Below are 24,193 nucleotides of genomic sequence, written 5' to 3'. Positions count from 1 at the left end.
CCACAAGCTGCGCAATAGTTTCCAGTTTGACTGTACAAACTGCCCAGGATGACCGCAGGCTGGTTGAAACATCTGTGCACTATGACCACCCACGAGCACGCGTGGGCACCCGGAGGCATCCATGGGCATCGACGAACTCGACGGCCGGCTCATCGTCCTGCTCGCCCGGGAGCCGCGGATCGGGGTCCTGGAGGCCTCGCGGCGGCTCGGCGTGGCCCGCGGGACCGTACAGGCGCGGCTGGACCGGCTCCAGTCGAGCGGGGTCATCCGCGGGTTCGGCCCGCAGGTCGACCCGACGGCCCTCGGGTATCCGGTGACCGCGTTCGCGACGCTGGAGATCAAGCAGGGGCAGGGCGCCGACGTACGGGCGCACCTGAACGGGGTGCCGGAGGTGCTGGAGCTGCACACCACCACCGGACACGGGGACATGCTGTGCCGGTTGGTGGCCCGGTCCAATGCCGACCTCCAGCGGGTGATCGACCGCGTCGTCGGCTTCGAGGGGATCGTGCGGGCCTCGACGGCGATCGTGATGGAGAACCCCGTACCACTGCGGATCATCCCGCTGGTGGAGCAGGCGGCGGAGGACGACAGCCGGACCCAGTGACGCGGACGCTCCCCGCAAAGGGTTCTTTGCAAATAACCCCTTGCAGAGAACCCTTTGCATCTCTAGGGTCGGGGCATGCCCGAGAGCCGCCCCCAGAACCGTCCCGAGAAGCCTCCCGAGAGCACGCCCGCCGAAGGGCGGGAGCCCGTGGAACCCACCCTCCGCATGCTCGACGCCCGCGCCCTGCGCGGTCTCGCCCACCCCCTGCGGATGCAGCTGCTGGCCGATCTGCGCCGGAAGGGCCCGGCCACCGCTTCCCAACTCGCCGAACGCTTCGGCGAGTCCAGCGGCTCCACCAGCTACCACCTGCGCCAGCTCGCCGCGCACGGCTTCGTCGAGGACGCGGTCGGGCACGGCAAGGGTCGTGAGCGCTGGTGGCAGGCCGTGCACGAGGGCACCGGCTTCGACGGATCGCTGATCCACGACGCCGACCCGGCCACGAGCGGCGCGGCCGCGGTCTTCCTGCAGGCCGTCGCCTCGAACCACACCCAGGAGGTCTCCGCCTGGATCTCCGAGGCGCAGAACCGGCTGGGCCACTGGGAACCCGGCGCCGACCTCAGCGACTTCACCCTGCGGCTGACGCCCGCGCAGAGCGAGGAACTGATCGGCCGGCTGCACGACGTGGTCAACACCTACCGGGACCTGCCCGAGGCGGAGGACACCCGGACCGTCCGCATCCACACGCACGTCCTCCCGCGCTCCGCGTCGGAGTAGCCCCGCCAGAGCCCCCGGGGAGCTCCGCCCAGAAGCCCGCCGAAGCCCCTCACCCGCCTCTCCGCAGCGCCGAAGGAGTCCTGCCGTGCGCGTCTTAGTCCGCGTCCTCCCCCGCCACACCCTCCTCCACAACGCCCCGAGCGCGATATGAGCCGGCGCCCGCTGGTCGGCGTACTGGCCGCCAACACCATTTCCATTGCTGGTAGTTCACTCACCCTCATCGGCGTCCCGTGGTTCGTGCTCCAGACCACGGGCAGTGCCGGCCGGGCCGGGGTCGTCGCCTTCTGCGCCACCCTGCCCGTCATCGTGGCCGCCCTGGTCGGCGGACCGGTCATCGACCGGATCGGCCGCCGCCGCGTCTCCGTCGCCTCGGACCTGATCAGCGGCCTGTCGGTCGGCGCGATCCCGCTGCTGCACTACGCGGGCGTGCTGGAGTTCTGGATGCTGTGCGCGCTGATGGCCGTCGGCGGCCTCGTGCACACCCCGGGCCTGACCGCCCGCGCCGTGCTCCTGCCGAACCTCGCCGAACACGCCGGCACCACCATCACCCGGGCCGCCAGCGTCTACGATGCGGTCTTTCGCGGCGCCCGGATGATCGGGGCCGCGGTGGCCGGGCTGCTCATCGCGGCGTTCGGCGCCGAGACCGTGCTGCTGCTGGACGCGGCGACCTTCGGGGCGTCGGCGCTCCTGGTCGCCGTCTTCCTGCGCGGAGTCCCGGCCGCCGAACCGCACCGCACGATCGGAAAGGTGTCCTTCACGGCCTACCGCGCCGAACTCGCTGAAGGTTGGGCCTTCATGACCCGTACCCGGCTGCTGCTGGGCGTCACGGTGATGGTGATGATGACCAACGGGCTGGACCAGGGCTGGTCCGCGGTCCTGCTGCCGGTCCACGGCCGGGAGACCCTCGGCGGCGCCACCACGATCGGCTTGATGATCTCCCTCTTCGGAGGCTTCGCCCTGCTGGGCGCCCTGCTCTACGGAATGTGGGGCGAGCGCTTCCCGCGCCGCGCGGTGTTCACGGCGGCCTTCCTGCTCTCCGGGGCGACCCGGTACGTGGTGGCCGCCCTCACGGACACGACCCTGCCGCTCGCGGTGACGATGGCCCTGGCCGGCCTGGGCATGGGCATGCTCAACCCGATCCTGACCACCGTCATGTACGAGCAGGTGCCGGAGGCGCTGCGCAGTCGCGTCTCGGGCGTGGCCACGGCGGGCTGCGAGCTGACCATGCCGATGGGCGGACTCGCCGCCGGTCTGCTGGTCGACGGGTTCGGGGTGACGACGGCGCTGCTGCTGTTCGGCGGCACGTACCTGCTGACGACGCTCTCCCCGATGGTCTTCCCGGCCTGGCGCGGACTGGACCGCGGGCCGGCCGTCAGCAGGACGGAGCCGGCTCTCCCCGGTTCAGCGCGCGAAGCGAGTTCACCGCATCCGTCAGCGAAGTGACGGGTACCAGCCGCAGCCCCTCGGGGAGCTCCGACAGGGCGTCCGCGCACTCAGCCTTCGGTACGAGGAACACGCTCGCGCCGTCGCGCCGCGCGGCCTGGGTCTTCAGGGCCACCCCGCCGACCGCGCCGACCTGACCGTCGGCGGTGATGGTGCCCGTACCGGCGACGCTGCGACCGCCGGTGAGATCGCCTCCGCTGCCGTCACCGTCGAGCTTGTCGACGATGCCGAGGGAGAAGAGGAGCCCGGCGCTCGGGCCGCCGACGTCGGCGAGGTTGAGCTCGACCTTCACGTCCTTGGGGTCCTTGTGGAGGAAGCCGAGGGCCGCGTCGGTGGCGGCCGACTGCGACTTGGTCATCTCCTCCAGGTTGTGCTTCTCGATCTCCTCGTCGCTTCCGCCCGAGGAGTAGACGGCCTCCCTGGGCATGACCGCCTGATCGGTCTTGAACCAGTGGCCGATGAGTTCGTGCAGCCTCATGGTCGAGGACGGACCGGTGGCCCGGATGGTGGTCATCCGCAGCTCGCCCTTGGTGTCCCGGACCGGGGCGCCGGTCACCGTGATGACCGGCTTGCCCTGGTCGGAGCCCAGGACGTCGGCCGTAAGCCCGGGGATGGCGACCACGAAGGGCAGCGGCGCGAAGGCCGCGGCGGCGAACAGCCCGAGCACGGGCACGGCGCAGACGGCCAGGGCGGCGGGACGCGGCAGACGTGTGAGGCGTGAGAGCACCCGCCCAATCTATCCGGCCGCCCCACCGGCCCTGCCGGGCCACCCCGCCGACCGATGCAGCCCGGCCGGCCAATCCCAGCCCCGCCGGCGCTTGAGGCGACCCTTCAGCCCCGCCGGCGCTTGAGGCGCGGGGGTCCGGGGGCAGCGCCCCCGGCAACGGCGCCGCACCCGGCATCCGGGATCCGGGATCCGCCGAGCCCGCGGCTAGCGAAGGGCGTCGGCGACCTCGCGCGCCGCGTCGACCACCCGCGGCCCGACCCGCTCCGGCACCGCGTCCGACAGCATGACGACGCCGACGCTGCCTTCCAGCCCGGTGATGCCCACGAGCGGCGCGGCGGCGCCACTGGCGCCCGCTTCCAGCTCCCCGTGGGTCAGCGTGTACCCCGGCTCGATCAGGGAGCCCTGACGGGCTGCCAGGATGGCCCGCCCGGCGGCCCCGCGGTCCAGCGGGTGGCGGAAGCCGGCCCGGTAGGCCACGTGGTAGTCCGTCCAGGTCGGCTCCACGACGGCGACGGCGAGCGCCTCGGTGCCGTCGACGAGGGTCAGGTGCGCGGTGGCACCTATGTCCTCGGCGAGGGACCGCAGCGCGGGCAGGGCTGCCTCGCGTACGAGCGGATGGACCTGTCGGCCCAGCCGCAGCACTCCGAGGCCGACCCGGGCCCGGCCGCCGAGGTCGCGGCGGACCAGGGCGTGCTGTTCGAGGGTGGCGAGGAGCCGGTAGACCACGGTGCGGTTCACACCGAGGCGGTTGGAGAGCTCGGTGACGGTCAGACCGTGGTCGGTGTCGGCGAGCAGTTTGAGGACTCTGAGCCCTCTGTCGAGAGTCTGGGAGGTCTCCGCGGTCACGACGCCTCTCCCTCTTTCGGTGAGCGGCGGTGACTCTCGGGGTGGCACGTCGCCGGTCCCGCGGCGACGCACGGAGAGGCCGCCGGTAGCGGCCATTGCACCGGCTGCGCTCCCGCGGCGGCGCTGCCACGGTGCGTTTGATGCGGGGACATTAGCGAGCAGGTCCGCTCAGCGGAAGGGCTCGTCCAGAATCCGGGCGCGCGCTACCTGTTTGTGCCGTTTCCTGATCGTCGTCGGTGTCAATTCGTGACCTCGTTTGCCACAGGGCGCCTTTGCCGGCCCATTGCTCCGAGCATGTTCAAAACGACTGTGATCGGCTCCGGGGGATGCTCCCACGCACGCTCGGAACCCCCTGCGGTGTCGACACCTCCGGCTGCACTCCTTCAGCCCGGCGGGAGCAAAAGCAAAACCGGCACCGATCGCCGACGCCGCCCGAGCACGAAACGGCGGACGGGGTCCGTGCGAACCTCCGCACGGACCCCGTCCCCCACTTCGTAGGAGCTCACCGCATACGGGTGGCCCACTCCTGCACCTTCTTGATCCGCTCGCGCAGCTGCCCCGCGGTCGCCTCCGCGCTCGGCGGACCGCCGCACACCCGGCGCAGCTCCGTGTGGATCACCCCGTGCGGCTTCCCGCTCTGGTGGACGTAGGCGCCCACCATCGTGTTCAGCGACTTGCGCAGCTCCAGCAGCTCCTTGTGCGAGACCACGGGTCGCCGGTCCGCCGGCAGCTCCAGCAGGTCCGCGTCCGCGTCCGGCTTGCGCCGGCTGTGCGCGATCTGCCGCGACTGCCGCTTCTGCAGCAGCATCTGCACCTGGTCCGGCTCCAGCAGCCCGGGGATGCCGAGGTAGTCCTGCTCCTCCTCGCTGCCGGGGTGGGCCTGCATGCCGAATTCGGCGCCGTCGTAGAGGACCCGGTCGAAGACCGCGTCGGACTCCAGCGCCTCGAAGGACATCTGCTCGTCGTCGCCGGTGTCCTCGTCCTCCTGCTTGTTCGCCTCGTCCATCTCCTTCTCGGACTCGGCGTACGGATCCTCCTCGCCCTGCTTCTTCGGCTTGTCGAGGACGTGGTCGCGCTCGACCTCCATCTCGTTGGCGAAGCCGAGGAGGTAGGGAATGGTCGGCAGGAACACGGACGCGGTCTCGCCGCGCCTGCGCGAACGCACGAAGCGGCCGACGGCCTGCGCGAAGAACAGCGGCGTCGAGATCGTGGTGGCGTAGACGCCCACCGCGAGGCGCGGCACGTCGACGCCCTCGGACACCATCCGGACCGCGACCATCCAGCGGCTGCCGTCCTCGCTGAACTCGTCGATCCGCTTCGACGCGCCGGTGTCGTCGGAGAGCACCACGGTCGCCTTGCTGCCCGTGATCTCGCGGAGCAGCTTGGCGTAGGCGCGCGCCGAGTCCTGGTCGGAGGCGATGACGAGGCCGCCGGCGTCCGGGATGCCCTTCCTGACCTCCGTCAGCCGCTGGTCGGCGGCGCGCAGCACGTTCGGCATCCAGTCGCCGCGCGGGTCCAGCGCCGTGCGCCAGGCCTGGGAGATGGCGTCCTTGGTCATCGGCTCGCCGAGCCGGGCGGCGATCTCGTCGCCGGCCTTGGTCCGCCAGCGCATGTTGCCGCTGTAGGAGAGGAAGATGACCGGCCGGACGACGCCGTCGCCGAGCGCGTTCCCGTAGCCGTAGGTGTAGTCGGCGGAGGAGCGTCGGATGCCGTCGTTCCCCTCCTCGTACGTGACGAAGGGGATCGGGTTCGTGTCGGACCGGAAGGGCGTTCCGGTCAGGGCCAGGCGCCGGGTCGCCGGGTCGAAGGCTTCCAGGCAGGCCTCGCCCCATGACTTCGAGTCACCGGCGTGGTGGATCTCGTCGAGGATGACGAGGGTCTTGCGCTGCTCACAGCGGTTGCGGTGCAGCATCGGCCGTACGCCGACACCCGCGTAGGTGACGGCGACGCCGTGGTAGTCCTTGCTGAGCGGTCCGGCGGAGTACTCGGGGTCGAGCCGGATGCCTATCCGGGCCGCCGCCTCCGCCCACTGCTTCTTCAGGTGTTCGGTCGGCGCGACGACGGTCACCTGCTGGACGACGTGGTGGTGCAGCAGCCAGGAGGCGAGGGTCAGCGCGAAGGTGGTCTTGCCGGCGCCGGGCGTGGCGACCGCGAGGAAGTCCCGCGGCTGGTTCTGGATGTAGCGGTCGAGCGCCCCCTGCTGCCAGGCACGCAGCTTGTTGGCGGTACCCCAGGGGGCACGGCCGGGGAAGGCGGGTGAGAGATGGTGGGAGGCGGTAGTAGTCACGGTCTCCGGTTCGTGCTCTCGGCGTATCTGGTACGGGTGGCAGGCAGTCGTACGTAGGACAACCGGGCCACCCTACCGGCCCGGGCCCGCCCCTCGCGGAGGGACAGGCCCGTGACCTCGGCGGGTGCGGCGAGCGTCACATCGGCGGGACGACCAGTGCCCGCAGCCGGGCCGCGATCCGCGCGACATCGCTCTCGTGACCGGCGGCCACGTCGATGACCAGCGCGTGGGCGACCTCCTGGTCCACGCCACCCGGATCGACCCCGTTCACGGCGAGGAAGGTCGCCGCGGCGAGCCAGGCGGTGCGCTTGTTCCCGTCCACCAGGGGGTGGTTGGTCGCGATGCCGTGGAGCAGCGCGGCGGCCTGCTCGTACGGGTCCTCGTAGGCGGGGGTCCCGAACATGCGGGCCCGCGGCCGGTGCACCGCCGACTCCAGGAGTCCGGGGGCGCGCAGTTCGACCGGCTGGTCCTGGGCCAGGCAGGCGTGCCGGGCCAGGTCGAGGACCTCGGCGAGCGTGAGGTGGCGCACCGGAGCCGTGGGCGCGCTCATTCGCCGAGCCGCTTCAGCAGGGGCGCGTGCCGCTGCGCGAGGCGCAGCGCCTCGGCGCCGACCCGGTTGCGCTCTGCTCGCAGCAGCGCCCGTACGGCTTCCAGGACGAGCTCCTCGGGCGACGTGCCCGTCGCGTCGGCGAGGTCGGCGCACTCCGCGCGCTCGGCGTCGGAGAGTCTGATGATCAGCTCGTTCATGGGCGGAAGGGTAGTGCGGCCGCCGGTCGTGGCGCACCCGGATTGGCCGGCGCCCGGCAGGTCCGGGTCGTCCGGGCGGTCAATCCTTGGTGGGAGCCCCGGCCGGGTGCAGCCGGGTCGCCACCCAGGCCCCCACCAGCGCCACGCAGGCCATCGGCAGGAACACCGCGGCGAACGCGGCCGGGTGCGAGGCCGGGGCGCCCTCCGTCAGGGTGTGGGAGGCGCCGACGGCGCCGCCGCCCAGCGCGGCGAACGCTGCGCCCCCGCCGGCCAGCAGCACCACGTTCGCCAGCGCGTCCGAGATCTGCAGCGAGGCGGAGTTGGAGCCTGCTTCCTCCGGCGCCGACAGCTGGAGCAGCAGCACGCTCGTGGAGCCGATCACCAGGCCCATGCCGAGGCAGCCGACCGCCCAGGCCAGCGCCAGCGTCCACACCGGCACGGACTCGATCAGCACGGCGGGCGCCGCGGCGATGGCCAGGGCCACCAACACCATGCCGATCACCATCAGCCGCTGCCGGTAGGGGGCCGTCCGCCCCTGCGACTGCACCCACGAGCCGCCCGCCCAGGTCACCCCGCCCAGCGCGAGCGAGAACCCGGCCATCGTCGGGCTCAGCCCCCGCTGGGTGACCAGCATCAACGGCACGAAGCTCTCGGCGGCGATGAACGACCCGACGGCGACCCCGCGCAGCAGCACCACGGACGGCAGCCCGCGCCGCGCCCGGTAGGTCCCGCGCGGCAGCAGCCCCAGCACGGCGGGCACGAGCAGGGCCGCGCCGGCGATGCCCGGCGCCAGCGACAGCCACCGCAGGTCCTGGGCGGCGTACTGGAGCAACCCGGCCCCCGCCGAGATGCCGAGGGCCAACCGGATCCGCCGCCGGTCGAACGCCGCGGGCGGGGCGTCGGGGTCGACGGGCCCGGACGCGGTCCGCCGTATCGCGGGGAGCGCCACCACCAGGGGGACCACTACCAGGGCCGGTATCCCGAGGAAGACCCACCGCCACCCGAGGTGCTCGGTGACCGTCCCGGAGGCCAGCGGTCCGACGATCGAGGGAACCACCCAGCTCGCGGCGAAGGCGGCCATGATCGCGGGCCGCAGCCGCTCCTCGTAGGCCCGGCTGACGACGACGTACAGGGCGACGATGACCAGCCCGCCACCGAAGCCCTGCACGGCCCGGCCGAGCACGAACACCCACATGACCCCGGCGGTCCCGGAGATCACGAGCCCGGAGGCGAAGGCTGCGATCCCGACGGTCAGCGGCTCAGCGGCCCCTGCCGGTCGGCCCACTGGCCGGCCAGGACCATGCCGAAGAGGCTGGTGGTGAAGTAGGCGGAGAAGGCGAAGGCGTAGAGCCCGATCCCCTCCAGCTCGCGGGCGGCGACGGGCATGGCCGTGCCGACGGCGGTGGCCTCGAAGGCGATGAGGAAGACGACGGAGATGATCCCGATGCTGAGCGTCCGGTACGCGGACCCGAGGATCCCGCCCCGGGGCGGGGGCGGGATCGGTGCGGTTCTCTGCGGCACACGGGGTTCAAGGACGCTCATCGCCCCAGAGTAAGGGGCCTAGCCCAGGATCGCTCCTGTCAATTCGACGGATCCCCTCCTCGTCCCGGAGACCTAGGACCGCCGGACTGTGAACGCGGCATGGCAGTCGCATTGCACGGTCCGCGCACCCCTTCCGGAGCCCCGCGAGCCCCCGTAGCGTCACTCGCGTCACCACCACACAGCCGTGTGCCCGAGTGGTTGAGGGACTCGCCTGCAAAGCGGGTTACGCCGGTTCGAATCCGGTCACGGCTTCGCGGCGGGCCGTCCAGGGGCAGGCGCACCCTTGGGCGGCCTTCGCCCTCTCCGGGTCCGGGCCGTCCCCACCGGGGCTCGTACCGACACTGCGCCCGCAACGACCCCGCCCGCACGACCGGTAGCCGACGTACGGTGCCCCGGCGCGGCAGCCGCCGCTCGAGCAGTTCGGCGGGGCGCGAGGTCATTGGCTCTTCGGATTCTCCGGGAGCACCCGCGCGGTGCGGGGGAACCGTTCCGGTTGCGGGCCGGGAGGCCCTGTAGGAATGTGGTGGGTGAAGGGCTGGGGGCTGCCTAATCAGCTGGTCAAAGCGCGGCAGACGAACCCCGGCCCGGTTCACGGACGACCCCTCGAAACCTGGCGATCTCCAACGCCACGCCTGTCGTGTCGGCGTCAGGGTCGGCCTCCACAGAACTACTCGTACGCCAAACGGGCAGGTGGTCCCATGTCTACGCGCACGTCCCGCATGTCCCGTATCTCCAGCAGGTCCCGCACTTGCGCGACCATGGCCCCGATCTTCGCCGCGGTGCTGGCAGGAAGCCTCCTGACGGCCGGTCAAGCCTCAGCGGCGCCCCCGGTCGGAACGGTCTCCTTCAGCGGCAAGGTGACGTGCAAGAACGCGTTCCCGGCCCCCAACAACTCCGTTCCCACCCGGGTATCGCTGGACAGCGATGAGGACGACGGGTCGGGTCCCACCAACAACCCGGTCAACCGCAGGGCGACGTTCGGCCCCATCAGCCTCGACACCCCGTTGGACGCGCCCTTCAGCCTCACGGCCGAAGTCACCTGCAAGGCGCCGGGGAAGCAGCCCCAAACGTTCACGAGGACCATCTCGCTGGACAGCCTCACCGAAGGCGACACGGTCGCGCTGAACATCAAGTAGGCGACCGCTCCACACCCTGCACACCGCCCCGTCAGACCAACGGTCTGACGGGGCGGTGCGTCTCAGGCGTCGATCACGTGTCGCTCACGCCGTCGCCGGGCGCTCACGTCCTCATGCGCCGCACTCGGTCTGCTGCTTGGCCGGCTCCAGGAACTTCGTCATGAGCGCGGTGAACAGCGCCCGCGAGGTGCCCGCCTCCACGTGCTCCACGGATCCGCTGAGGCCCAGCTCGAGCTCGAAGGAATCCTTGGGCCCCTTGCAGGTCAGGGCGACGCGCGCACCCGTGTCCCACACGATGCCCTTGTCACCGAGGGGCAGCGGTTCCGGCCCGGGCGGGTCGGTGGGCGGCCACACGAAGGCCTGCCCGAGGGGCTGGCGCGTGGCCGTGACGAGGACCCGGCCCTTGCCGTCGACGGCGACGTCACAGGTGGCGGACCGGCGCGAAGCGGTCAGCCGGGCATCGGCCGGCCCTGACACCTCCACCGTCTCGCCGTAGCCCATCAGGGGCTCCAGGTCGGATCGGGTGTAGACGCCGAAGCAGGTGCGCTCCGGCAACCGGGGGGCCGCGGACTTCTTCTCCTCCCCGCACCCGGTCAGAGCTGCCGCCCCGACCAGCACCGCGGCGAGCACGCGGGGGCCGACGACGCTGCGCATCAGGAGCCGCCGTTCGACGTGACGACGTGGCCGCGGCCAACCGCGTGGGCGTTCGCCGTCTCCGCCGAGGCCAGCCCGGCGAGGGCGTCGATGCTCCGCTGGCTCATCCCCGTCCCCTCCGCGGCCTTGCGGACCGATTGCTCCGCCGAACGGCCCGCCTCCAACTGCGCTTGCGTGTAGTCGAGCACGGCCTTGTGGTCGGCCTCCCCGGTCTTCTCCGCCTGGTCCTTCGTGGCCCGCTCGACCACGCCCTCCGTGATGTCCTCCTGGAGCCATTCCACGACGTCTCCGGCGAGCGGCACCATCTCCAGGTACTTTCCGCCCGCCGCGCTGATGGCCCGGTTGACCCATTTGGCGTTGTCCTCGACGCCCTTGACGTATTCCTCGGCCTTGTGGCCGTTCTCCGCGAACGTTCCCTCGGCCCTGGCCTCGGAAAGGATGCCCGCGATCTGACCACCGGGATGCACGGCGACCGTGATCGCCGCGTCGATCTCCTCGTACTCGCCGCGGTGCGCGATGACATCGTTGACGAGCGTCGTCGTGAACGCCCGCTGCGCGTTGGTGATGGCGCCGTACGCGTCCGGGTCCTGTCCCACCGCCCCGATGAACGCCGCCATGTCGGCCTTGTTGAACTCCGCCATCTCGCCGTTGGCCTTGATCATCCGGCTGCCGTTCTCCGCCGCCGCCTGGATGTCCGGCATGTACTCGGCCGCCATCTGGCCGAAGTGCCCGGACAGGCCGTTCAGCGGCCCGTCCGGTTCCCCCGGGGGCGCGTCGATCAGCTCGGGCTTGTCGCCGATCTTCTCGACGACCCGTTCCATGACGGCCGCCATCTCCTTGGTGTGCGGGACCGGCGGGGAGTCCTCGTCGCCGGGGCCGCGGTGCGAGACCGCCGCCATCAGGGCGTCACCGAGCGCCTGCTGGGCCGGGTGCAGGTCGCTGGCCCGGGTCATGTCGAAGCTGTCCGCGTACGGCTTCTGGTCGAGCATGTAGTCGACCATGCCCTGGGCCTTGCCGTGTTGGCCGCCGACCGGCTTGTCGTCCTTCGTGACGATGCCGTCCTTGTTGGTGTCCTCGCGGACCGGCTCGTTGAAGAACGCCGTCGCCGCGTCCGGGTTGTTGCCCAGCGCCTCCATCAGGCCGGTCAGCGGGTAGAAGCCGCGGCCGTCCCGGCCCTGGCTGAGGACCGAGTCCATCCCGTACGGGGTGTGGAACTCCCAGGCCCTCGGGTCCTTGCGGTCCATGGCGACCATGTCGCGGCCGACCGAGGTGAGGAACTCCGTGTCGTACTTCCCCTCGCGCAGCAGGGCCCCGAGGGCCTGGTAGCCGTAGATCTGCTGCACGCCGCCGTAGACGGCCATCTCCTTGCGGCCCGCCTTCATCAGCTGGGTCGTCCAGGCCGCATCGAGGTGGTTGGGGACGTCCTTGTGCGTCGCGAGCCCGAGCATCGCGCCCATGTCGCTCTGGATGTTCGCGACCATCAGCGCGCGGTCCTTGCCCGGCTGCCCCAGGCCCGTCGCGTCGAGGGACATCTTGGAGTACATCTCCAACGTGCCCTCGGCGCCGATCGTCCGGTAGAAGCCCGTGGCGAACTCGGGGTCCGTACGGTTGTCGTCGAGGAGTTCCTCCAGCTCGCGCAGCGCCTCGACGTTGCGCGCCGTGCCGCCGTCTCCGGTGACCTTCTTCATCAGGTCGGCGGCGCGGGCCGCCTGCTCGGCGTCGAGGGTGGTGAACCTGGCTCCGCTGAAGTCGTGGTCGTCGGCGACGTTCGCCTGGAGGACCCGGACCAGGGAGTCGTCGGCGTTCTGGGCGTCCTCGACCGCCCGGTTGATCCGGGCCTGCCACGCGTTGCGGGCCGTGTTCAGGGTCGCCTGGTAGTCGGGGTCGTGCCGGGCCGCGTTCCGCTCCCCCTCGGTGGGCAGCGGGACGGCGGTGACCCGCCCGTCGGCATCGATCTTGAAGCCGGCCGCCGGGGCCTCCGCGGCAAGCTTCTTCAGCTCGTCCTGGGCGGCCTTGAACGTCGCGTGCGCGTCGGCGAGGACCTGGTACATGCCCTGGGCGGCCTTGGCCGCGTCCTCGAACTCCTTGGCCGTCTTGTCGACGAACCCGCGCGCCACTCCTGCGGTGACCCCGCTCCACTCCGCCTTGTCGGACTTCGCCTTCATGCCGTTGCGAGCGGCCTCGGCCATCTCGTCCAGCTTGCCGGCCATCGCCGTCCAGTCGGTGACGGCCGTCTGGAGCTGGCTCAGGGGCGCGTTCATCACGTTCTCGTACGTCAGCATCCGGGCGCCTACTTCAGGTACTCGTCTATCGCGGACGCGGAGAAGTCCGCCTGGAGCTGCTGCTCGTCCTTGGCGTGGGAAGCGAGCGAGTAGTTCAGCCCGTTGGAGATGTTGGCGCAGGCGGCCACGAGGGTCTTCACCTGGCTCTCCCAGGCGCTGTTGGCCTTGAGCAGCGCCGCCCCGCTCGCGAAGGCCTCCTTGGTGAGGGCCCCGGCCGCCTCGGCGGTGGCGGTGGCGGCGTGCTTGCCGTCGGCCTGCAGGCGCGTGTGCAGCTTGTACGCCTCGGAGCCGATCGCACCGATGTGGTCCTGATTGAGCTCCAGGTCACCGCCACCACCACCGCCGGGGTCGGCGGGCGCCTGGTTGAGGCGCACGGTGACACTGGCGGTGGCCGTGGCGCGAGCCGCCGACCATTCCTCGTCGAACGACATCGCGAGAACTCCCGAAGGCAGGGTGCAGGTCAGATCGACACCGGGTCAGCGGTTGCGTCGTACGACGACCACGGTCACGGCTCCACCGATCAGCACGCAGGCTGCCAGACCGAGTCCGATCCAGGGAAGCGCGCTACCGGTCTTCTTCTCCTCGGCCTGAGCGGCGGGCTTGGACGCGGCGGCGTCGGGGGCCTTGGCGTCGGCGGACGCCGAGGGCTTCTTGGCTGCATCCGCCGCCGCGAGATCGGGCAACGGGTAGACATCGGCCGGACCGGGGTCACCGGGCGTCTGCAGCGCGACCCGGGGGCGGACCACGCCGTAGCCGACGTAGTCGTTGCGCTCGACGCCGTCGGTGGGCTTGCCGGCGGTGTTCAGCAGGACCCGCAGCACCTGGTTGTTGGTCCACTCGGGATGGGCGGACCAGATGAGGGCGGCGGAGGCGGAGGCGAGGGCTGTCGCGTCACTTGTGCCGTGCTGCTTGCAAACCCCCGTCTTGCCGCCGCACGCCGAGACAATGTCTACGCCGGGTGCGACCATGTCCACCTGAGGCCCGTGCTGCGACTCCGCAGTCGCCTTCCCCTTGGCATCTACTGCTCCTACGCCGACCACGCCAGGGGTCGCACCCGGGTACTTGACCTCGTTGTCTGCGTCCCCGGAATTCCCGACGGCAGCGAAGACCAGTTTCCCCTTCGAGAGGGCATACTTCACCGCTTCGGCCCTCGCTAGATCATCCTCCGGCTTGCTGGCGATCCCGAGGGAGATATTGATGATCTTTGCATCCGAGTCTGCTGCATATCTGATGGCCTCAACCCAGGGTGGGGTTGTCAACCCTTCAATATCAGAGACTCGGATGGGCAGAATCTTGGCAGCCGGTGCGAGGCCATAAGCGCCGTCACCCGTCGGGTGCTTCCCAGTGCCGGCGATGATCGCAGCCATAGCGGTGCCGTGTGAGCCGGCGGAAGTGCGCTCGTCGCCTGGGAGAGACGTTGCAAAATTCTTTCCAGGGACGACCTGGCCCTCCAGCTCAGGAACGTCCTTGACCCCGCCATCGATGACAGCAACAGTGACGCCCTTACCGGTGCTGACCTTCCAAATGTCGTCGACCTTCATGACGTCGAGATGCCATTGCTGCGATCGAATAGTCGCCGCGTGGGCCGGGGTCGCGGCGACCCCGGCCAGCAGGAGGCCCACCAGGGCCGAGGTCGCCTTGCGCATGCGCATCCCGTGCAACGTCCGTTCTGCTCAGTCGATCACAGGCGGGACAACGCGACGGCTCCCCTGCCAAGTCTCTTCATCTTCGGCCAGGTAGTCGGGGCGTTCGCCCCCCTGGTCGTTCCGTTGCCTACCCGGAGTCTGCGTGCCGGCGCCCGCGTGGCCCATGGGACCCATACCCGCGCCACCGACACCATTGCGCACGAGGCCCGAACCGCCCTGGGTGAACGGCTGACCGCCCACGACCGGCCGACCGACCGCACCGGTCTGACGTCCTCCGACGACGCCTCCCGGCTCCGAGGCCAGTCGGCGTCCGCCAGCGAAGCTGCCCTGGCTGCTGCCGTGGGCACCACCGCCGCCGTGGCCCATGCCTCCGCCACCCATGGGACGGGCCGCCTGGGCGCCTTCGCCGATGACCGTACCTCGCGGGATCCCCGCGCCGGGGCCGGTGGAGGTCACCGGGCGGCCGCCCATGATGCCGCTGTCACGCGGGGGCAGGCCTTGGATGCCACCGACCTTCCCGAGGGGACCGGTCGTGCCCGGGGCGGGGACGCCAGGGCCGAAAATGCCGGGGAGAGCCGGCATCTTCCCCCCACCGATCGGCGGGATTGCCATAGGCGGCACGAACGGGCCGGTGGGAGGTACGCCGGGGCCCGTGGGCAGCGGGCCACCAGGCGTCGTCGTCACCGGAGGCAGCGTCTGGCTCGGAGGTAGCGTGCCGACGGTGTCGAGGTCGACCTCCACGTCACGGTCGGGGGTTACCGGCGCGGGAGCAGTCGTCGTCGGTAGCGTGTTGTCCGGCTGCGACGGACGTCCTTGAACAGAGCCCGGCTCGTTCAAGGACGCGCTGCCCCCAGGACCTGTCATCGGGTACGACGAACCGGCGGATCCCACTGCTCCGGAGCCTCCACCAGACCGTTCCAGGTCGGCGGAACCACCGAGATCCGTCGGCATGAACTTCTCCGGCGGCGGCGGGAACGTCGGGATCTCTGCCTTGTTCATCTCGTCTGACGACAGTTGGTACGACTGCGCCAGGTTCGTCATCAGCCGCACCGCCTCGCGGTGGTCCGCGTCCAGCGTCGCCTGCGCATCCTTGCGGACCTGCGCCGCGTCCGGGTCGTTGTGGTGCTCGATGGCCGCGGCGAGGTTCTTGGTCGCGGTCGAGTCGACCGCGACCATCTTCGTGGCCTCGGTCATCGTTTGGACGACCTTGCCCATCCACTCCCCGCCCTTGGCGCTGTACTCACCCAGGCGCAGCGTCGCGTTGCCCGCGCGGCCCACCCACTCCTGGAAGGTGGCGGCGCCTTCGCCCTCCCAGCCGGTCACGACATGCTGCTTGAGCGCCTCGCCGATCGTCTCGATCTTCTTCGCGGCGGAAGCCAGTTGGTCGGCCCGCGCCTGGACCGAGGCCGGGTCCAGCGCAGCGACCATGTCCCGCATCTGCTGGTGCGTGAAGCCTTCGAATGACGTTGCCATCAGTAGGTAACTCCCGATGTGCTGGGCGACGGAGTCGGAGTCGTGGGCGTCGTCGGCTGGTTGGACGCTTCCAGGCGGCGCTTTTCCTCCGGCCACGGGTCACGTTCCTCCACGTACTCCGCCTTCGCCTCCTTGGCGATGGCGAGCATGCGCCGCTTGGTCTCCTCGTCGACGTCGCCGTAGCCCTTGCCCGCCGACAGGACCGCGATGCCCAGGGCCTCGATCGTCCCCGCCAGCCCCTTCGAGAGCTTCTGCAGTTCCGTGACCACCGTGTCGTACGACTTGAACAGCGCGTCGACCTCCGCGAAGCCCTTACCGAGCTTGCTGGACGGCAGTTTGTCGTCCGCCAGTTTCTTGTGGTCCGCGTCCGAGCCGGTGAGTTCGTCCAACAGGCCGTCCACCATGCGCTTGTACTCGGCCAGCGAGTCGAACTCGACCCGCAGTGCCGCACTGGCCGCACTGTAGGCCGCACCCGCGATCGCGCCGATGGGACCCGCGATCCCCAGCGCGAGGGCCGCCGTCACCTGGCTCGCCCCGTTGTCGTCTGCCACGTTGGCCTCCCCGACTCCCCGTCATCCCCGTGGTCGCGGCGTCTCCGCCGCTCCCCGTCCCCGTTCGCACCCGTGTCCGCGCGTACGCGTACACCGGTACCGATCACTCTAGCGACCGGTACCGACAGGCCCAAGTCCGGGGTTGCACGTGCAATGGGGTTCACACGGTCATGAGTTGGGCGCGCCCACCGCCGCGGAGGGCCTGATCGGGAGGCGGTTCACCGGGCGGCCGGTGGCCGCGCGGACCGCCGAGGCCACCGCCGCCGGGGTCGTCACCACGGGGACCGCGCTCGCCGCCTTCGCGCCGAACGGGGCCACCACGTCGCGCTCTTCGACCAGCTTGACGATGCGGACCGCCGGGGCGTCCAGCGCCGTCGGCAGGGCGTACCCCGTCAGGTCCGGGTGGCGGATCAGGCCGGAAACCGTGCGGAGGTTCTCCGTCAGGGCCGCGCCCACGCCCTGGGTGACGCCCGCCTCGATACGGGCCTCCAGCTGACGGGGGTTCAGGATGCGGCCCACGTCCTGGGCCACCGCGAGTTCCACGACCCGGACCGAGCCCAGTTCGATGTCCACGTCCACCACCGCGCGGACCGCGCAGAAAGCGAGGCCGACGAAGGCGTCGCCCTGGCCGTCCGCGTCCAGGGGTTCCGTGGGGTGGGGGCGGCACTGGGCCGTCGCCCAGAGTTCCTTGCCGGCCATTGCCTCCGCCACCGACATCGAGAACGCGCCGTCGTACGACGTGATGCGGCCGTCCTGGATCTGCAGGAGCTCCGTCGACATGCCCAGCTTGTGGGCCATCGGCTGCAGGAGCTGGGTGCGGACCATCTTCGCCGCCCGCTCCACCGCACCGCCCGACACCCACGTGTGGCGTCCGTGCGCCGCCGGGCCGGCCGACGGCTGGTCGGTGTCCACCGGGGCCACGGCGACCTCGTCGACGCCCAGCACCTCCTGGACGATCTGCCGGGCCAGGGTGGCGAAGCCCTGGCCGGTGTCGACGGCCGCGCAGATGACCGTGGCCGCGCCGCCCACCACCTTCACCGTGGCCGTGGAGACCTCGTCCGTGCCCTCCGCCCCGAGCATGTGCACCATGCCGACGCCGTAGCCCACCCCGCGCCGTACCGCGCCCGGCTCGCCCGCGCCCTCCGGGCCGCCCGGCAGCAGCCACTCGTCCTCCGGGGCGTCCTTGGGCAGGGCGGGCAGTTCGAAGTCGCGGACCGCGCGCAGCAGTTCCGCCACCGGGGCCGGGCAGGTCACCGTCTGGCCGGTGGGGAGCAGGTCTCCCGTCGCCAGGACGTTGCGCATGCGCAGCTCGGCCCCGTCGATGCCGAGGGCGGCCGCGAGCTTGTCCATCTGGCCCTCGTACGCGGCGCACACCTGCATGGCGCCCTCGCCGCGGACGTGGCCCGACGGCGGGTTGTTGGTGCGTACCACCCAGCCCTCGACGAAGGCGTGCGGGACGACGTACGGGCCGCAGGCGAAGGCGACCGCCGCCGCCAGGGACTCGGAGGAGGAGTCGGCGTACGCGCCGCCGTCCATCAGGATCTGCGCCTCGACCTTGACGAGGCGGCCCTCCGCGTCCGCGTGGTGGCGGTAGCGCAGCAGGGTCGGGTGCCGGTGGGTGTGGCCGAGGAAGGACTCCTCGCGGGTGGCGACCAGTTTGACCGGGCAGCCCGTGCGCAGGGCCAGCAGACCGAGCGGGAGCTGGAAGGCGGCGTCCTCGCGGTCGGCCGTCGCGCCCGGCACGCCGGTGACGACCACGCGCACGCGCTCCGGATCCAGTCCGAAGCAGGCGGCGGCCAGGTCGCGGTCGATGTGCGGGTCGGTGGACGCGGTGTAGAGCTCCACGCCGCCGTCGGGGCGCGGCACGGCCAGACCGGCCTCGGCGCCGATGGGGGCGGGGTCCTGGCGGCCGATCCGGTACAGGCCCTCGACGACCACGTCGCCGGTGGCCTCCGGGTCGCCGTAGCGGAGCGGGATGTGCCGGATCAGGTTGCCGTCGGGGTGCAGGGCGGGGGCGCCGAAGGACTGCTCGGGGTCGGTGACCGGGTCGAGGAGCTCGTACTCGACCGCGATCGCGGCGGCGGCGAGCCGTGCGGTGTCGGGGTGGTCGGCGGCGACGGCGGCGATGGGCTCGCCGTGGTGGCGTACGACGTCGTGCGCGAACACCGGCCGGTCGGCGATCCGCCGGCCGTGCGTGGTGGTGCCGGGCACGTCGGCGTGGGTGACGACGGCGCGGACGCCGGGCATCTCGGCGGCGGCCGTGGTGTCGATGGAGAGGATCCGGGCGTGGGCGTGCGGCGAGCGCAGCACGGCGGCCCACAGGAGGCCCTCGGCCCACAGGTCGGCGGCGTACGGGAAGGTGCCCTCGGTCTTGGCGCGGGTGTCCGTGGCCAGGACGGAGGCCCCGATTCCGCGCGGGACCTGCTGTTCCGAGGCCTCGGTGCCCGGGGCGGCCATGGCCGTCACGGTGGTGTTGACCGTTGTCGTCGCCGTCGCCGCGTCCTGCCCGCTCACGCCGTGCCTCCGTGGTGGATGCCGCCCTCGCCGGGCGCTGCCTGGTGCGGGATGCGCGTCTCCGGTGCACCTGCGCCCGGGGCCGCGGGCTCCGCGGCCGCCGCCTCGCGCTCGGCCACTACCTCGCGCACGGCGTCGACGACCCCCGCGTAGCCGGAGCAGCGGCAGAGGTTGCCGCACAGGGCCTGACGGGTCTCCAGCTCGCTGGGGGCGTGATTGCCCTCCAGCAGGTCGTGGATGGTCATGACCATGCCGGGTACGCAGAACCCGCACTGCACCGCACCCGACTTGCACAACGCTTGCTGGACGTCCGAGAGTTCCCCGTTCGTCGCGAGGCCCTCGACGGTGCGGACCTCGCTGCCGGCGGCCGTGGCGGCCGGTACCAGGCAGGAGGCGACGAGCCGGCCGTCGACCTGCACGGCGCAGGCGCCGCATTCGCCCTGCGAGCAGCCGTCCTTGGCGCCCGCGAGGCCGAGGCGCTCGCGCAGCACGTACAGGAGGGACTCGCCGATCCAGGCGCCGGTGACGGGCCGGTCGGCGCCGTTGACGCGCAGGACGTAGGAGGCCGACGGGTGCTCGTGATGGGCGACGGCCCCGGCGTCCGCTTCTTCCTCGTACGTCGCCACCTCGGTCGGGAGACCTTCGCCGGTTCCCCCGTCCGGGAGTGCGCCCTCGTTGTCGGCGGTGTCCGCGTGCGGCACGGGGTCGGTCGGGGGCTTCTGCGCGGCCGGCCCATCCCCGTTCCCGGGGTCGGATTCCGCGGCGATCGGCTCCGCCTCGTACGCAGCTTCGTGCGCGGCCTCGTGCTCCGCCCCGTGCGCGGCCTCGTACCCAGCTTCGTGCGCGGCCCGGGGGCCGGGCTCCGGCGCGTGGCCGAACGCCGTGAAGCCGTGGCCGTCGGTGCCGGCGGGCTGTGCGGACCCGGCGGCCGGCGCCTGGGCGCGCACCCCGCCGAAGAGGTCCAGGCCGGCGTCGGCCGTCGGCGGCTGGTCGGCGGCGGAGGTGGCGGCCGGCTCGGCGTACCCGGCCTGCTCCGCGTACCCGGTGTATTCGCCCGGCCCGGCGTACTCCTCCTGGACCGCGTGCCCCGCGTACTCGCCCTGTCCGTCGTACTCGCCCTGTCCCGCGTGGTCCGCGGCCCTGGCGCCCTCGGCCTGCTCCGCCGCCGGGCCGTGCGCGGCCTCGATGTCGTGCGGGGCCTGGTGCACCGGCTCTCCCTCGGGCAGGGCGGTGCCCACCCCGGGTCCGCCCAGCACCCGCGGCCCGCGGCCCGCGGCGGCCTGCGCGGTCACGGCAGCGGCGGCCGAAGCGGCGGCGGCCTCGTCCGTGCCGGGCAGCACACCGGCAGCGGCGTCCGCGTCGGGGGTCCCGGTCGGCTGCTGCGTCAGGTACGCCCACGGCGCCGGGGCACCGCCCGGCAGCGTCGCCGGTGCCTGGCTCCAGTCGGCGTCCAGCCCGCCCGACCGGTAGTCGTTCGACTGCTCGGGGAATTCGGAGTACTCGGGGACGGCCCACTGTCCGGTCGCCGAACCGCCGGCCTGTTCGGGCTCGTGCACCGCTTCCGGGAACCGCCACTCGGCCGTCGCGCTCGGATCGGTCACCGGCAGCTCCGGCTCCGGTTCCGCCTCCGCGAACGTCGCCGCGACCGACGCCGGGATCGGGATCGATGCCGGAATCGGCCCGCCCACCGACCCGGAGCCCGGGCCCTGACCCGTACCGGCGGCACCGGCGCCGCCCGTCGGACCGGCCTGCGCCGTGCCGCCCGCGTCCGGCCACTGCACCGGAAGCGTCCACGTCCCCGTGGCCGCCGGATCCGTGCTCGCCGGGCCGAGCGGCACGATCATCGGCGGCGGCACGTAGCCGTGTCCGGGCGCCGCGAGCGGCTCCCCGGTGCCGAGCGCGTCCAGCATGTCCTGCGGCAGCTTCACGAAGGCCGTGGCGTCCGAGTCGTACTCGCCGCCCTGCGGGACCGGTTCCCAGCCCCAGCCCGCCGTGCCGTTCCCCTGGGTCACGTTCTCGTTCTCGTTCTCGCTCATGAGGTCAGTGCCCTCCCCAGGGCCCTGCGCGCCAGCACGGCCACCGTCCGCCGCAGATGCAGTACTCCGGGAGCCACCGGCTCGCCCTGGTCGGGCACGCAGGCCGCCGCGACGTACTCGCCGAAGGCCTCCAGCGCCTCGGGGGCCAAGGTCCGCCCGCCGTCCCAGTCGATCAGCGAGGCCACCCACTGCTCGGCCTCCAGCGGCCGCAGCGGCATCGGAGCGACCGCACCGATGGCGCAGCGCACGCCCCGGCGCGCGGGATCCAGGACGAGCCCCACGGACGCCACGGCACGACCCGGCCCGGTACGCCCCGTGGCCTTCAGGAACACCTGCGGTGCGTGCAGCAGCGGCACCCGCACGAAGCCGATCAGCTCACCGGGCCGCAGCATCTCCCGCCCGGCCAGCAGGTGCGACACCGGGATCTCCCGCTGCCCGACCGGGCCGACGATGACGAGCACGGCCTCCAGCGCGGCCAGCACGGGCAGCGCGTCGCCCGTGGGCGCGGCGGTGGCGATGTTGCCGCCGAGGGTGCCCGCGTTGCGGATCTGCGGGGGGCCCGCGGCCCGGGCCGCGGCCGCCAGCGCGGGGATCAGAGCGGCGAAATCCGGCCGTCCCATCCGGGCGTGCGTGAGGCCCGCGCCGAGCAGCGCGTGGCCGTCCTGGTACTGCCAGCCGCGGATCTCGTTGATCCGTCCCAGGCCCACCAGTGCGGCGGGCCGCAGCAGCCCGGCGTTGACCGCGGCCATCAGGTCGGTGCCGCCCGCGACCGGCACGGCGGCGGGCATGGCTGCGAGCGCCGCCACGGCCTCGTCGAGCGAGGCCGGCAGCGTCACGGACTGCGCCGCCTGCGGGCCCTGCGGCCCCTGAGGTGAGTCCAGTGCGTGCGGTGCGTGCGTGGTCAACCCAGCTGCCCCTTCCCGATGTCCCGGCTCCGGCGCTCACGCCTGTTCCGCCGTACGGTACGTGCTCACCGCCGGGACGTGGCAACTCTGGCACATCTTCCGGGCCGCCCGGCGCGAGGGTCCGCCCCCTGCGTCCGACCCCGGGCGCGGTGCCCCGTACGGGCCGTGGGGCCCTGTCGCGCCGCCTTCGACGACCCTCCTCCCCAATTGCCCGATTTTCCCCGCATGAGAGGAAATTGAGGCAGAGTTCCGCTGCCGTTCCCTTTCGGTTCGGGTCGCCAACGTCACCCAGTTGTCACACGTTCGGGGGCGCGCCCTCGATCGGACGCCCCAGCACCCCGGGCCGCCGCTGCCGCGGCAACGGGCCGCCCGGCGGCCGGTAATCGACCCCCTGCGCGGCCAACCGCGCATAGTGCGCGGACATCCGCCCCTCGAACCACGCGAAGTCGCGCTCCTCGGGCTCCGGCTGCCGCGACCACACCACCTCGGCGAAGGCCGCCAGCCGCGGAAACACCTGGTAGTCGACCCGGTCCCGGTTCTCCATCACCTCGGTCCACACATTGGCCTGCGCGCCCAGCACGTGGGCGGCGGCCTCCGGCGACAGCTTCGGCGGCACCGGCTCGAAGCGGTATACGTCCTCGAGCGAGCGCACGTACCCGATGGGCACCGGTTCGTCCGCACCGCCCGCCTGCCGGTGGTCCAGGTACACCTGCTGCTCGGGGCACATGACCACGTCGTGCCCGGCCTCGGCGGCGGCGATCCCGCCCGCGTAGCCGCGCCACGAGGACACCGCGGCCCCCTCGGCGAGCCCGCCCTCCAGGATCTCGTCCCAGCCGATCAGCCGCCGCCCGCGCGCGGCGAGCCAGCCGTCGAAGTGGCGGACGAACCACGCCTGCAGCCCGTCCTCCCCGTCCACGCCCAGTTCGCGGATCCGTTCCTGGGCGACCGCGGAGGCCTTCCACTGCGTCTTGGGGCACTCGTCCCCGCCCACGTGCACGAAGGGTGAGACCTCGACCGGGAACAGCTCCAGCAGCTCCTCGAAGACCCCCTCGTAGAAGCGCAGCACGGCCTCGGTCGGCGCGAGCACGTTCTCGGTGATCCCCCAGTCGTCCCACACCCCGAGCGCCGCGGTGTCGACCACGTCGGTGTTGCCGAGCTCGGGGTACGCGGCGATCGCGGCCTGGGAATGCCCCGGTACGTCGATCTCCGGGACCACCCGGACGTGCCGCTCGGCGGCGTACGCGACGATCTCGCGGATGTCGTCCTGCGTGTAGTACCCGCCGTGCGGGGTCTCGTTCCACAGCGGCGAGGCCCGGTGGCCCCACCGGCTGCGCGGGCGCCACCCGCCGACCTCGGTCAGCCGCGGGTAGCGCTCGATCTCGATCCGCCAGCCCTGGTCGTCGGTCAGGTGCAGGTGCAGCACGTTGAGCTTGTGTGCGGCGAGCAGGTCGATGTAGCGCAGCACGCCGTCCTTGGGCATGAAGTGCCGGGCCACGTCCAACATCATTCCGCGCCAGCCGAACCGCGGGCCGTCCGCGACGGAGGCGTACGGCAAGCTCCACGCCCGGCCGGGCAGCGGCGCCTTGCGGTACGCGTCGGGCCCCAGCAGCTGACGCAGCGTCTGGGCGGCCCAGAAGAGGCCGGCGGCCGTCGCCCCCGTCAGCTCCGCCCCGTCCGGGCCGATCTCGATGCGGTACGCCTCCGGCCGCGGGTCCGCGGCGCCGTCCGGGTCGACGCGCAGCCGCAGTTCGGCGGTCTCGCCGGTCCCGGCGGCGGGCAGCTCCCAGCCGGTGGCCGCGCCCAGTTCGCGCCGCAGCCAGCGCGCGACCGCCGCGGCTCCCGGCCCGGCCTCCAAGGCCGGCTCGGGCCCGAACGCGAAGCGGCGCCCGCCGTCGTCGAGCAGGACGACCTGGGGTGCGGGGATCAGGTCCATGCGTCAGCCCTTCACGACTGCGTGCGCGTGTTGCGTCCTGCGCAACGCTCGTTCCGCAGGGCGCTCGTCGCGCCGACCCTAACGCTCCGCGCGGACACGGCAAAGACCCCCGGACGCGCTGACGCGCACCGGGGGTCTCGGTCCTGCGAAATC

19 protein-coding genes, 1 tRNA gene and 1 pseudogene are annotated in these 24,193 nt (G+C 72.2%); 5 read left to right on the top strand and 16 right to left on the bottom strand.

The window, feature by feature from the left end; genetic code table 11:
• Positions 1 to 121 precede the first annotated feature (121 nt).
• From OG207_RS26675 to OG207_RS26665, 3 genes are all read left to right on the top strand, one after another.
• The gene (locus tag OG207_RS26675; RefSeq protein ID WP_329101542.1) at positions 122 to 604 is read left to right on the top strand and encodes an Lrp/AsnC family transcriptional regulator; all 483 of its coding nucleotides are present in this window, start codon (positions 122 to 124) and stop codon (positions 602 to 604) included.
• A gap of 75 nt (positions 605 to 679) precedes the next feature.
• On the top strand, positions 680 to 1,318 hold the full coding sequence (locus OG207_RS26670) for an ArsR/SmtB family transcription factor (protein WP_402696598.1): 639 nt from the start codon (positions 680 to 682) through the stop codon (positions 1,316 to 1,318).
• Between the two features lie 147 nt (positions 1,319 to 1,465).
• Complete coding sequence (locus OG207_RS26665; RefSeq protein WP_329101540.1) at positions 1,466 to 2,761, top strand: MFS transporter; 1,296 nt, start codon at positions 1,466 to 1,468, stop codon at positions 2,759 to 2,761.
• On the opposite strand, the gene OG207_RS26660 is transcribed toward OG207_RS26665, so the two are convergent.
• The 6 genes and pseudogenes from OG207_RS26660 to OG207_RS26635 form a co-directional block, all read right to left on the bottom strand.
• A complete protein-coding gene (locus OG207_RS26660) occupies positions 2,691 to 3,488 on the bottom strand; it encodes a S16 family serine protease (protein ID WP_329101538.1) in 798 nt (265 codons plus the stop codon). The two genes, OG207_RS26665 and OG207_RS26660, sit on opposite strands and share 71 nt — an antisense overlap.
• A gap of 204 nt (positions 3,489 to 3,692) precedes the next feature.
• The gene (locus OG207_RS26655; protein WP_189747270.1) at positions 3,693 to 4,334 is read right to left on the bottom strand and encodes an IclR family transcriptional regulator; all 642 of its coding nucleotides are present in this window, start codon (positions 4,332 to 4,334) and stop codon (positions 3,693 to 3,695) included.
• Positions 4,335 to 4,836: 502 nt separating this feature from the next.
• The gene (locus OG207_RS26650) at positions 4,837 to 6,621 is read right to left on the bottom strand and encodes a DEAD/DEAH box helicase (protein ID WP_329101533.1); all 1,785 of its coding nucleotides are present in this window, start codon (positions 6,619 to 6,621) and stop codon (positions 4,837 to 4,839) included.
• A gap of 136 nt (positions 6,622 to 6,757) precedes the next feature.
• Entirely contained in the window at positions 6,758 to 7,171 is a 414-nt protein-coding gene (locus OG207_RS26645) for a type II toxin-antitoxin system death-on-curing family toxin (protein WP_329101531.1), read from the bottom strand.
• On the bottom strand, positions 7,168 to 7,368 hold the full coding sequence (locus OG207_RS26640; protein ID WP_329101529.1) for a hypothetical protein: 201 nt from the start codon (positions 7,366 to 7,368) through the stop codon (positions 7,168 to 7,170). The genes OG207_RS26645 and OG207_RS26640 overlap by 4 nt, the downstream gene beginning before the upstream one ends.
• A 79-nt stretch (positions 7,369 to 7,447) precedes the next feature.
• Positions 7,448 to 8,910: pseudogene (locus OG207_RS26635) on the bottom strand (MFS transporter).
• A gap of 180 nt (positions 8,911 to 9,090) precedes the next feature.
• On the opposite strand from OG207_RS26635, the gene OG207_RS26630 reads away from it, so the two are divergent.
• A tRNA-Cys gene (locus OG207_RS26630) sits at positions 9,091 to 9,162 on the top strand.
• Between the two features lie 446 nt (positions 9,163 to 9,608).
• A complete protein-coding gene (locus OG207_RS26625) occupies positions 9,609 to 10,046 on the top strand; it encodes a hypothetical protein (protein WP_329101527.1) in 438 nt (145 codons plus the stop codon).
• A gap of 111 nt (positions 10,047 to 10,157) precedes the next feature.
• Here OG207_RS26625 and OG207_RS26620 read toward each other — a convergent pair whose 3' ends face one another.
• From OG207_RS26620 to OG207_RS26575, 10 genes are all read right to left on the bottom strand, one after another.
• Positions 10,158 to 10,700: a hypothetical protein gene (locus OG207_RS26620; protein WP_329101525.1), complete on the bottom strand. Its 543-nt coding sequence runs from the start codon at positions 10,698 to 10,700 to the stop codon at positions 10,158 to 10,160.
• Positions 10,700 to 12,982: a hypothetical protein gene (locus OG207_RS26615; RefSeq protein ID WP_329101523.1), complete on the bottom strand. Its 2,283-nt coding sequence runs from the start codon at positions 12,980 to 12,982 to the stop codon at positions 10,700 to 10,702. Before OG207_RS26615 ends, OG207_RS26620 begins: the two co-directional genes overlap by 1 nt.
• Before the next feature lie 8 nt (positions 12,983 to 12,990).
• Entirely contained in the window at positions 12,991 to 13,413 is a 423-nt protein-coding gene (locus OG207_RS26610) for a hypothetical protein (protein ID WP_329101521.1), read from the bottom strand.
• Between the two features lie 45 nt (positions 13,414 to 13,458).
• Entirely contained in the window at positions 13,459 to 14,634 is a 1,176-nt protein-coding gene (gene mycP / locus OG207_RS26605) for a type VII secretion-associated serine protease mycosin (RefSeq protein ID WP_329101519.1), read from the bottom strand.
• Positions 14,635 to 14,655: 21 nt separating this feature from the next.
• Entirely contained in the window at positions 14,656 to 16,101 is a 1,446-nt protein-coding gene (locus OG207_RS26600; RefSeq protein ID WP_329101517.1) for a WXG100 family type VII secretion target, read from the bottom strand.
• The gene (locus OG207_RS26595) at positions 16,101 to 16,652 is read right to left on the bottom strand and encodes a hypothetical protein (RefSeq protein WP_329101515.1); all 552 of its coding nucleotides are present in this window, start codon (positions 16,650 to 16,652) and stop codon (positions 16,101 to 16,103) included. Before OG207_RS26595 ends, OG207_RS26600 begins: the two co-directional genes overlap by 1 nt.
• A gap of 168 nt (positions 16,653 to 16,820) precedes the next feature.
• The gene (locus OG207_RS26590; protein WP_329107900.1) at positions 16,821 to 19,109 is read right to left on the bottom strand and encodes a xanthine dehydrogenase family protein molybdopterin-binding subunit; all 2,289 of its coding nucleotides are present in this window, start codon (positions 19,107 to 19,109) and stop codon (positions 16,821 to 16,823) included.
• Between the two features lie 53 nt (positions 19,110 to 19,162).
• Positions 19,163 to 21,202, bottom strand: a complete 2,040-nt coding sequence (locus OG207_RS26585) for a 2Fe-2S iron-sulfur cluster-binding protein (RefSeq protein ID WP_329101513.1) — start codon at positions 21,200 to 21,202, stop codon at positions 19,163 to 19,165.
• A complete protein-coding gene (locus OG207_RS26580; RefSeq protein WP_266602663.1) occupies positions 21,199 to 22,083 on the bottom strand; it encodes an FAD binding domain-containing protein in 885 nt (294 codons plus the stop codon). The genes OG207_RS26585 and OG207_RS26580 overlap by 4 nt, the downstream gene beginning before the upstream one ends.
• A 319-nt stretch (positions 22,084 to 22,402) precedes the next feature.
• Positions 22,403 to 24,040: a beta-N-acetylhexosaminidase gene (locus tag OG207_RS26575; protein WP_329101512.1), complete on the bottom strand. Its 1,638-nt coding sequence runs from the start codon at positions 24,038 to 24,040 to the stop codon at positions 22,403 to 22,405.
• Positions 24,041 to 24,193: the final 153 nt, after the last annotated feature.

Source organism: Streptomyces sp. NBC_01439 (assembly GCF_036227605.1).
Classification (GTDB): Bacteria; Actinomycetota; Actinomycetes; order Streptomycetales; family Streptomycetaceae; genus Streptomyces.
This window is presented reverse-complemented; position numbering and strand designations above follow the sequence as displayed.

Coding starts and splice junctions, on each gene's coding strand:
- mycP (WP_329101519.1), bottom strand. CDS start 14,634: ATGCGCATGCGCAAGGCGACCTCGGCCCTGGTGGGCCTCCTGCTGGCC.
- OG207_RS26640 (WP_329101529.1), bottom strand. CDS start 7,368: ATGAACGAGCTGATCATCAGACTCTCCGACGCCGAGCGCGCGGAGTGC.
- OG207_RS26625 (WP_329101527.1), top strand. CDS start 9,609: ATGTCTACGCGCACGTCCCGCATGTCCCGTATCTCCAGCAGGTCCCGC.
- OG207_RS26645 (WP_329101531.1), bottom strand. CDS start 7,171: ATGAGCGCGCCCACGGCTCCGGTGCGCCACCTCACGCTCGCCGAGGTC.
- OG207_RS26670 (WP_402696598.1), top strand. CDS start 680: ATGCCCGAGAGCCGCCCCCAGAACCGTCCCGAGAAGCCTCCCGAGAGC.
- OG207_RS26575 (WP_329101512.1), bottom strand. CDS start 24,040: ATGGACCTGATCCCCGCACCCCAGGTCGTCCTGCTCGACGACGGCGGG.
- OG207_RS26585 (WP_329101513.1), bottom strand. CDS start 21,202: ATGAGCGAGAACGAGAACGAGAACGTGACCCAGGGGAACGGCACGGCG.
- OG207_RS26600 (WP_329101517.1), bottom strand. CDS start 16,101: ATGGCAACGTCATTCGAAGGCTTCACGCACCAGCAGATGCGGGACATG.
- OG207_RS26610 (WP_329101521.1), bottom strand. CDS start 13,413: ATGTCGTTCGACGAGGAATGGTCGGCGGCTCGCGCCACGGCCACCGCC.
- OG207_RS26620 (WP_329101525.1), bottom strand. CDS start 10,700: ATGCGCAGCGTCGTCGGCCCCCGCGTGCTCGCCGCGGTGCTGGTCGGG.
- OG207_RS26675 (WP_329101542.1), top strand. CDS start 122: ATGGGCATCGACGAACTCGACGGCCGGCTCATCGTCCTGCTCGCCCGG.
- OG207_RS26615 (WP_329101523.1), bottom strand. CDS start 12,982: ATGCTGACGTACGAGAACGTGATGAACGCGCCCCTGAGCCAGCTCCAG.
- OG207_RS26665 (WP_329101540.1), top strand. CDS start 1,466: ATGAGCCGGCGCCCGCTGGTCGGCGTACTGGCCGCCAACACCATTTCC.
- OG207_RS26590 (WP_329107900.1), bottom strand. CDS start 19,109: ATGGCCGCCCCGGGCACCGAGGCCTCGGAACAGCAGGTCCCGCGCGGA.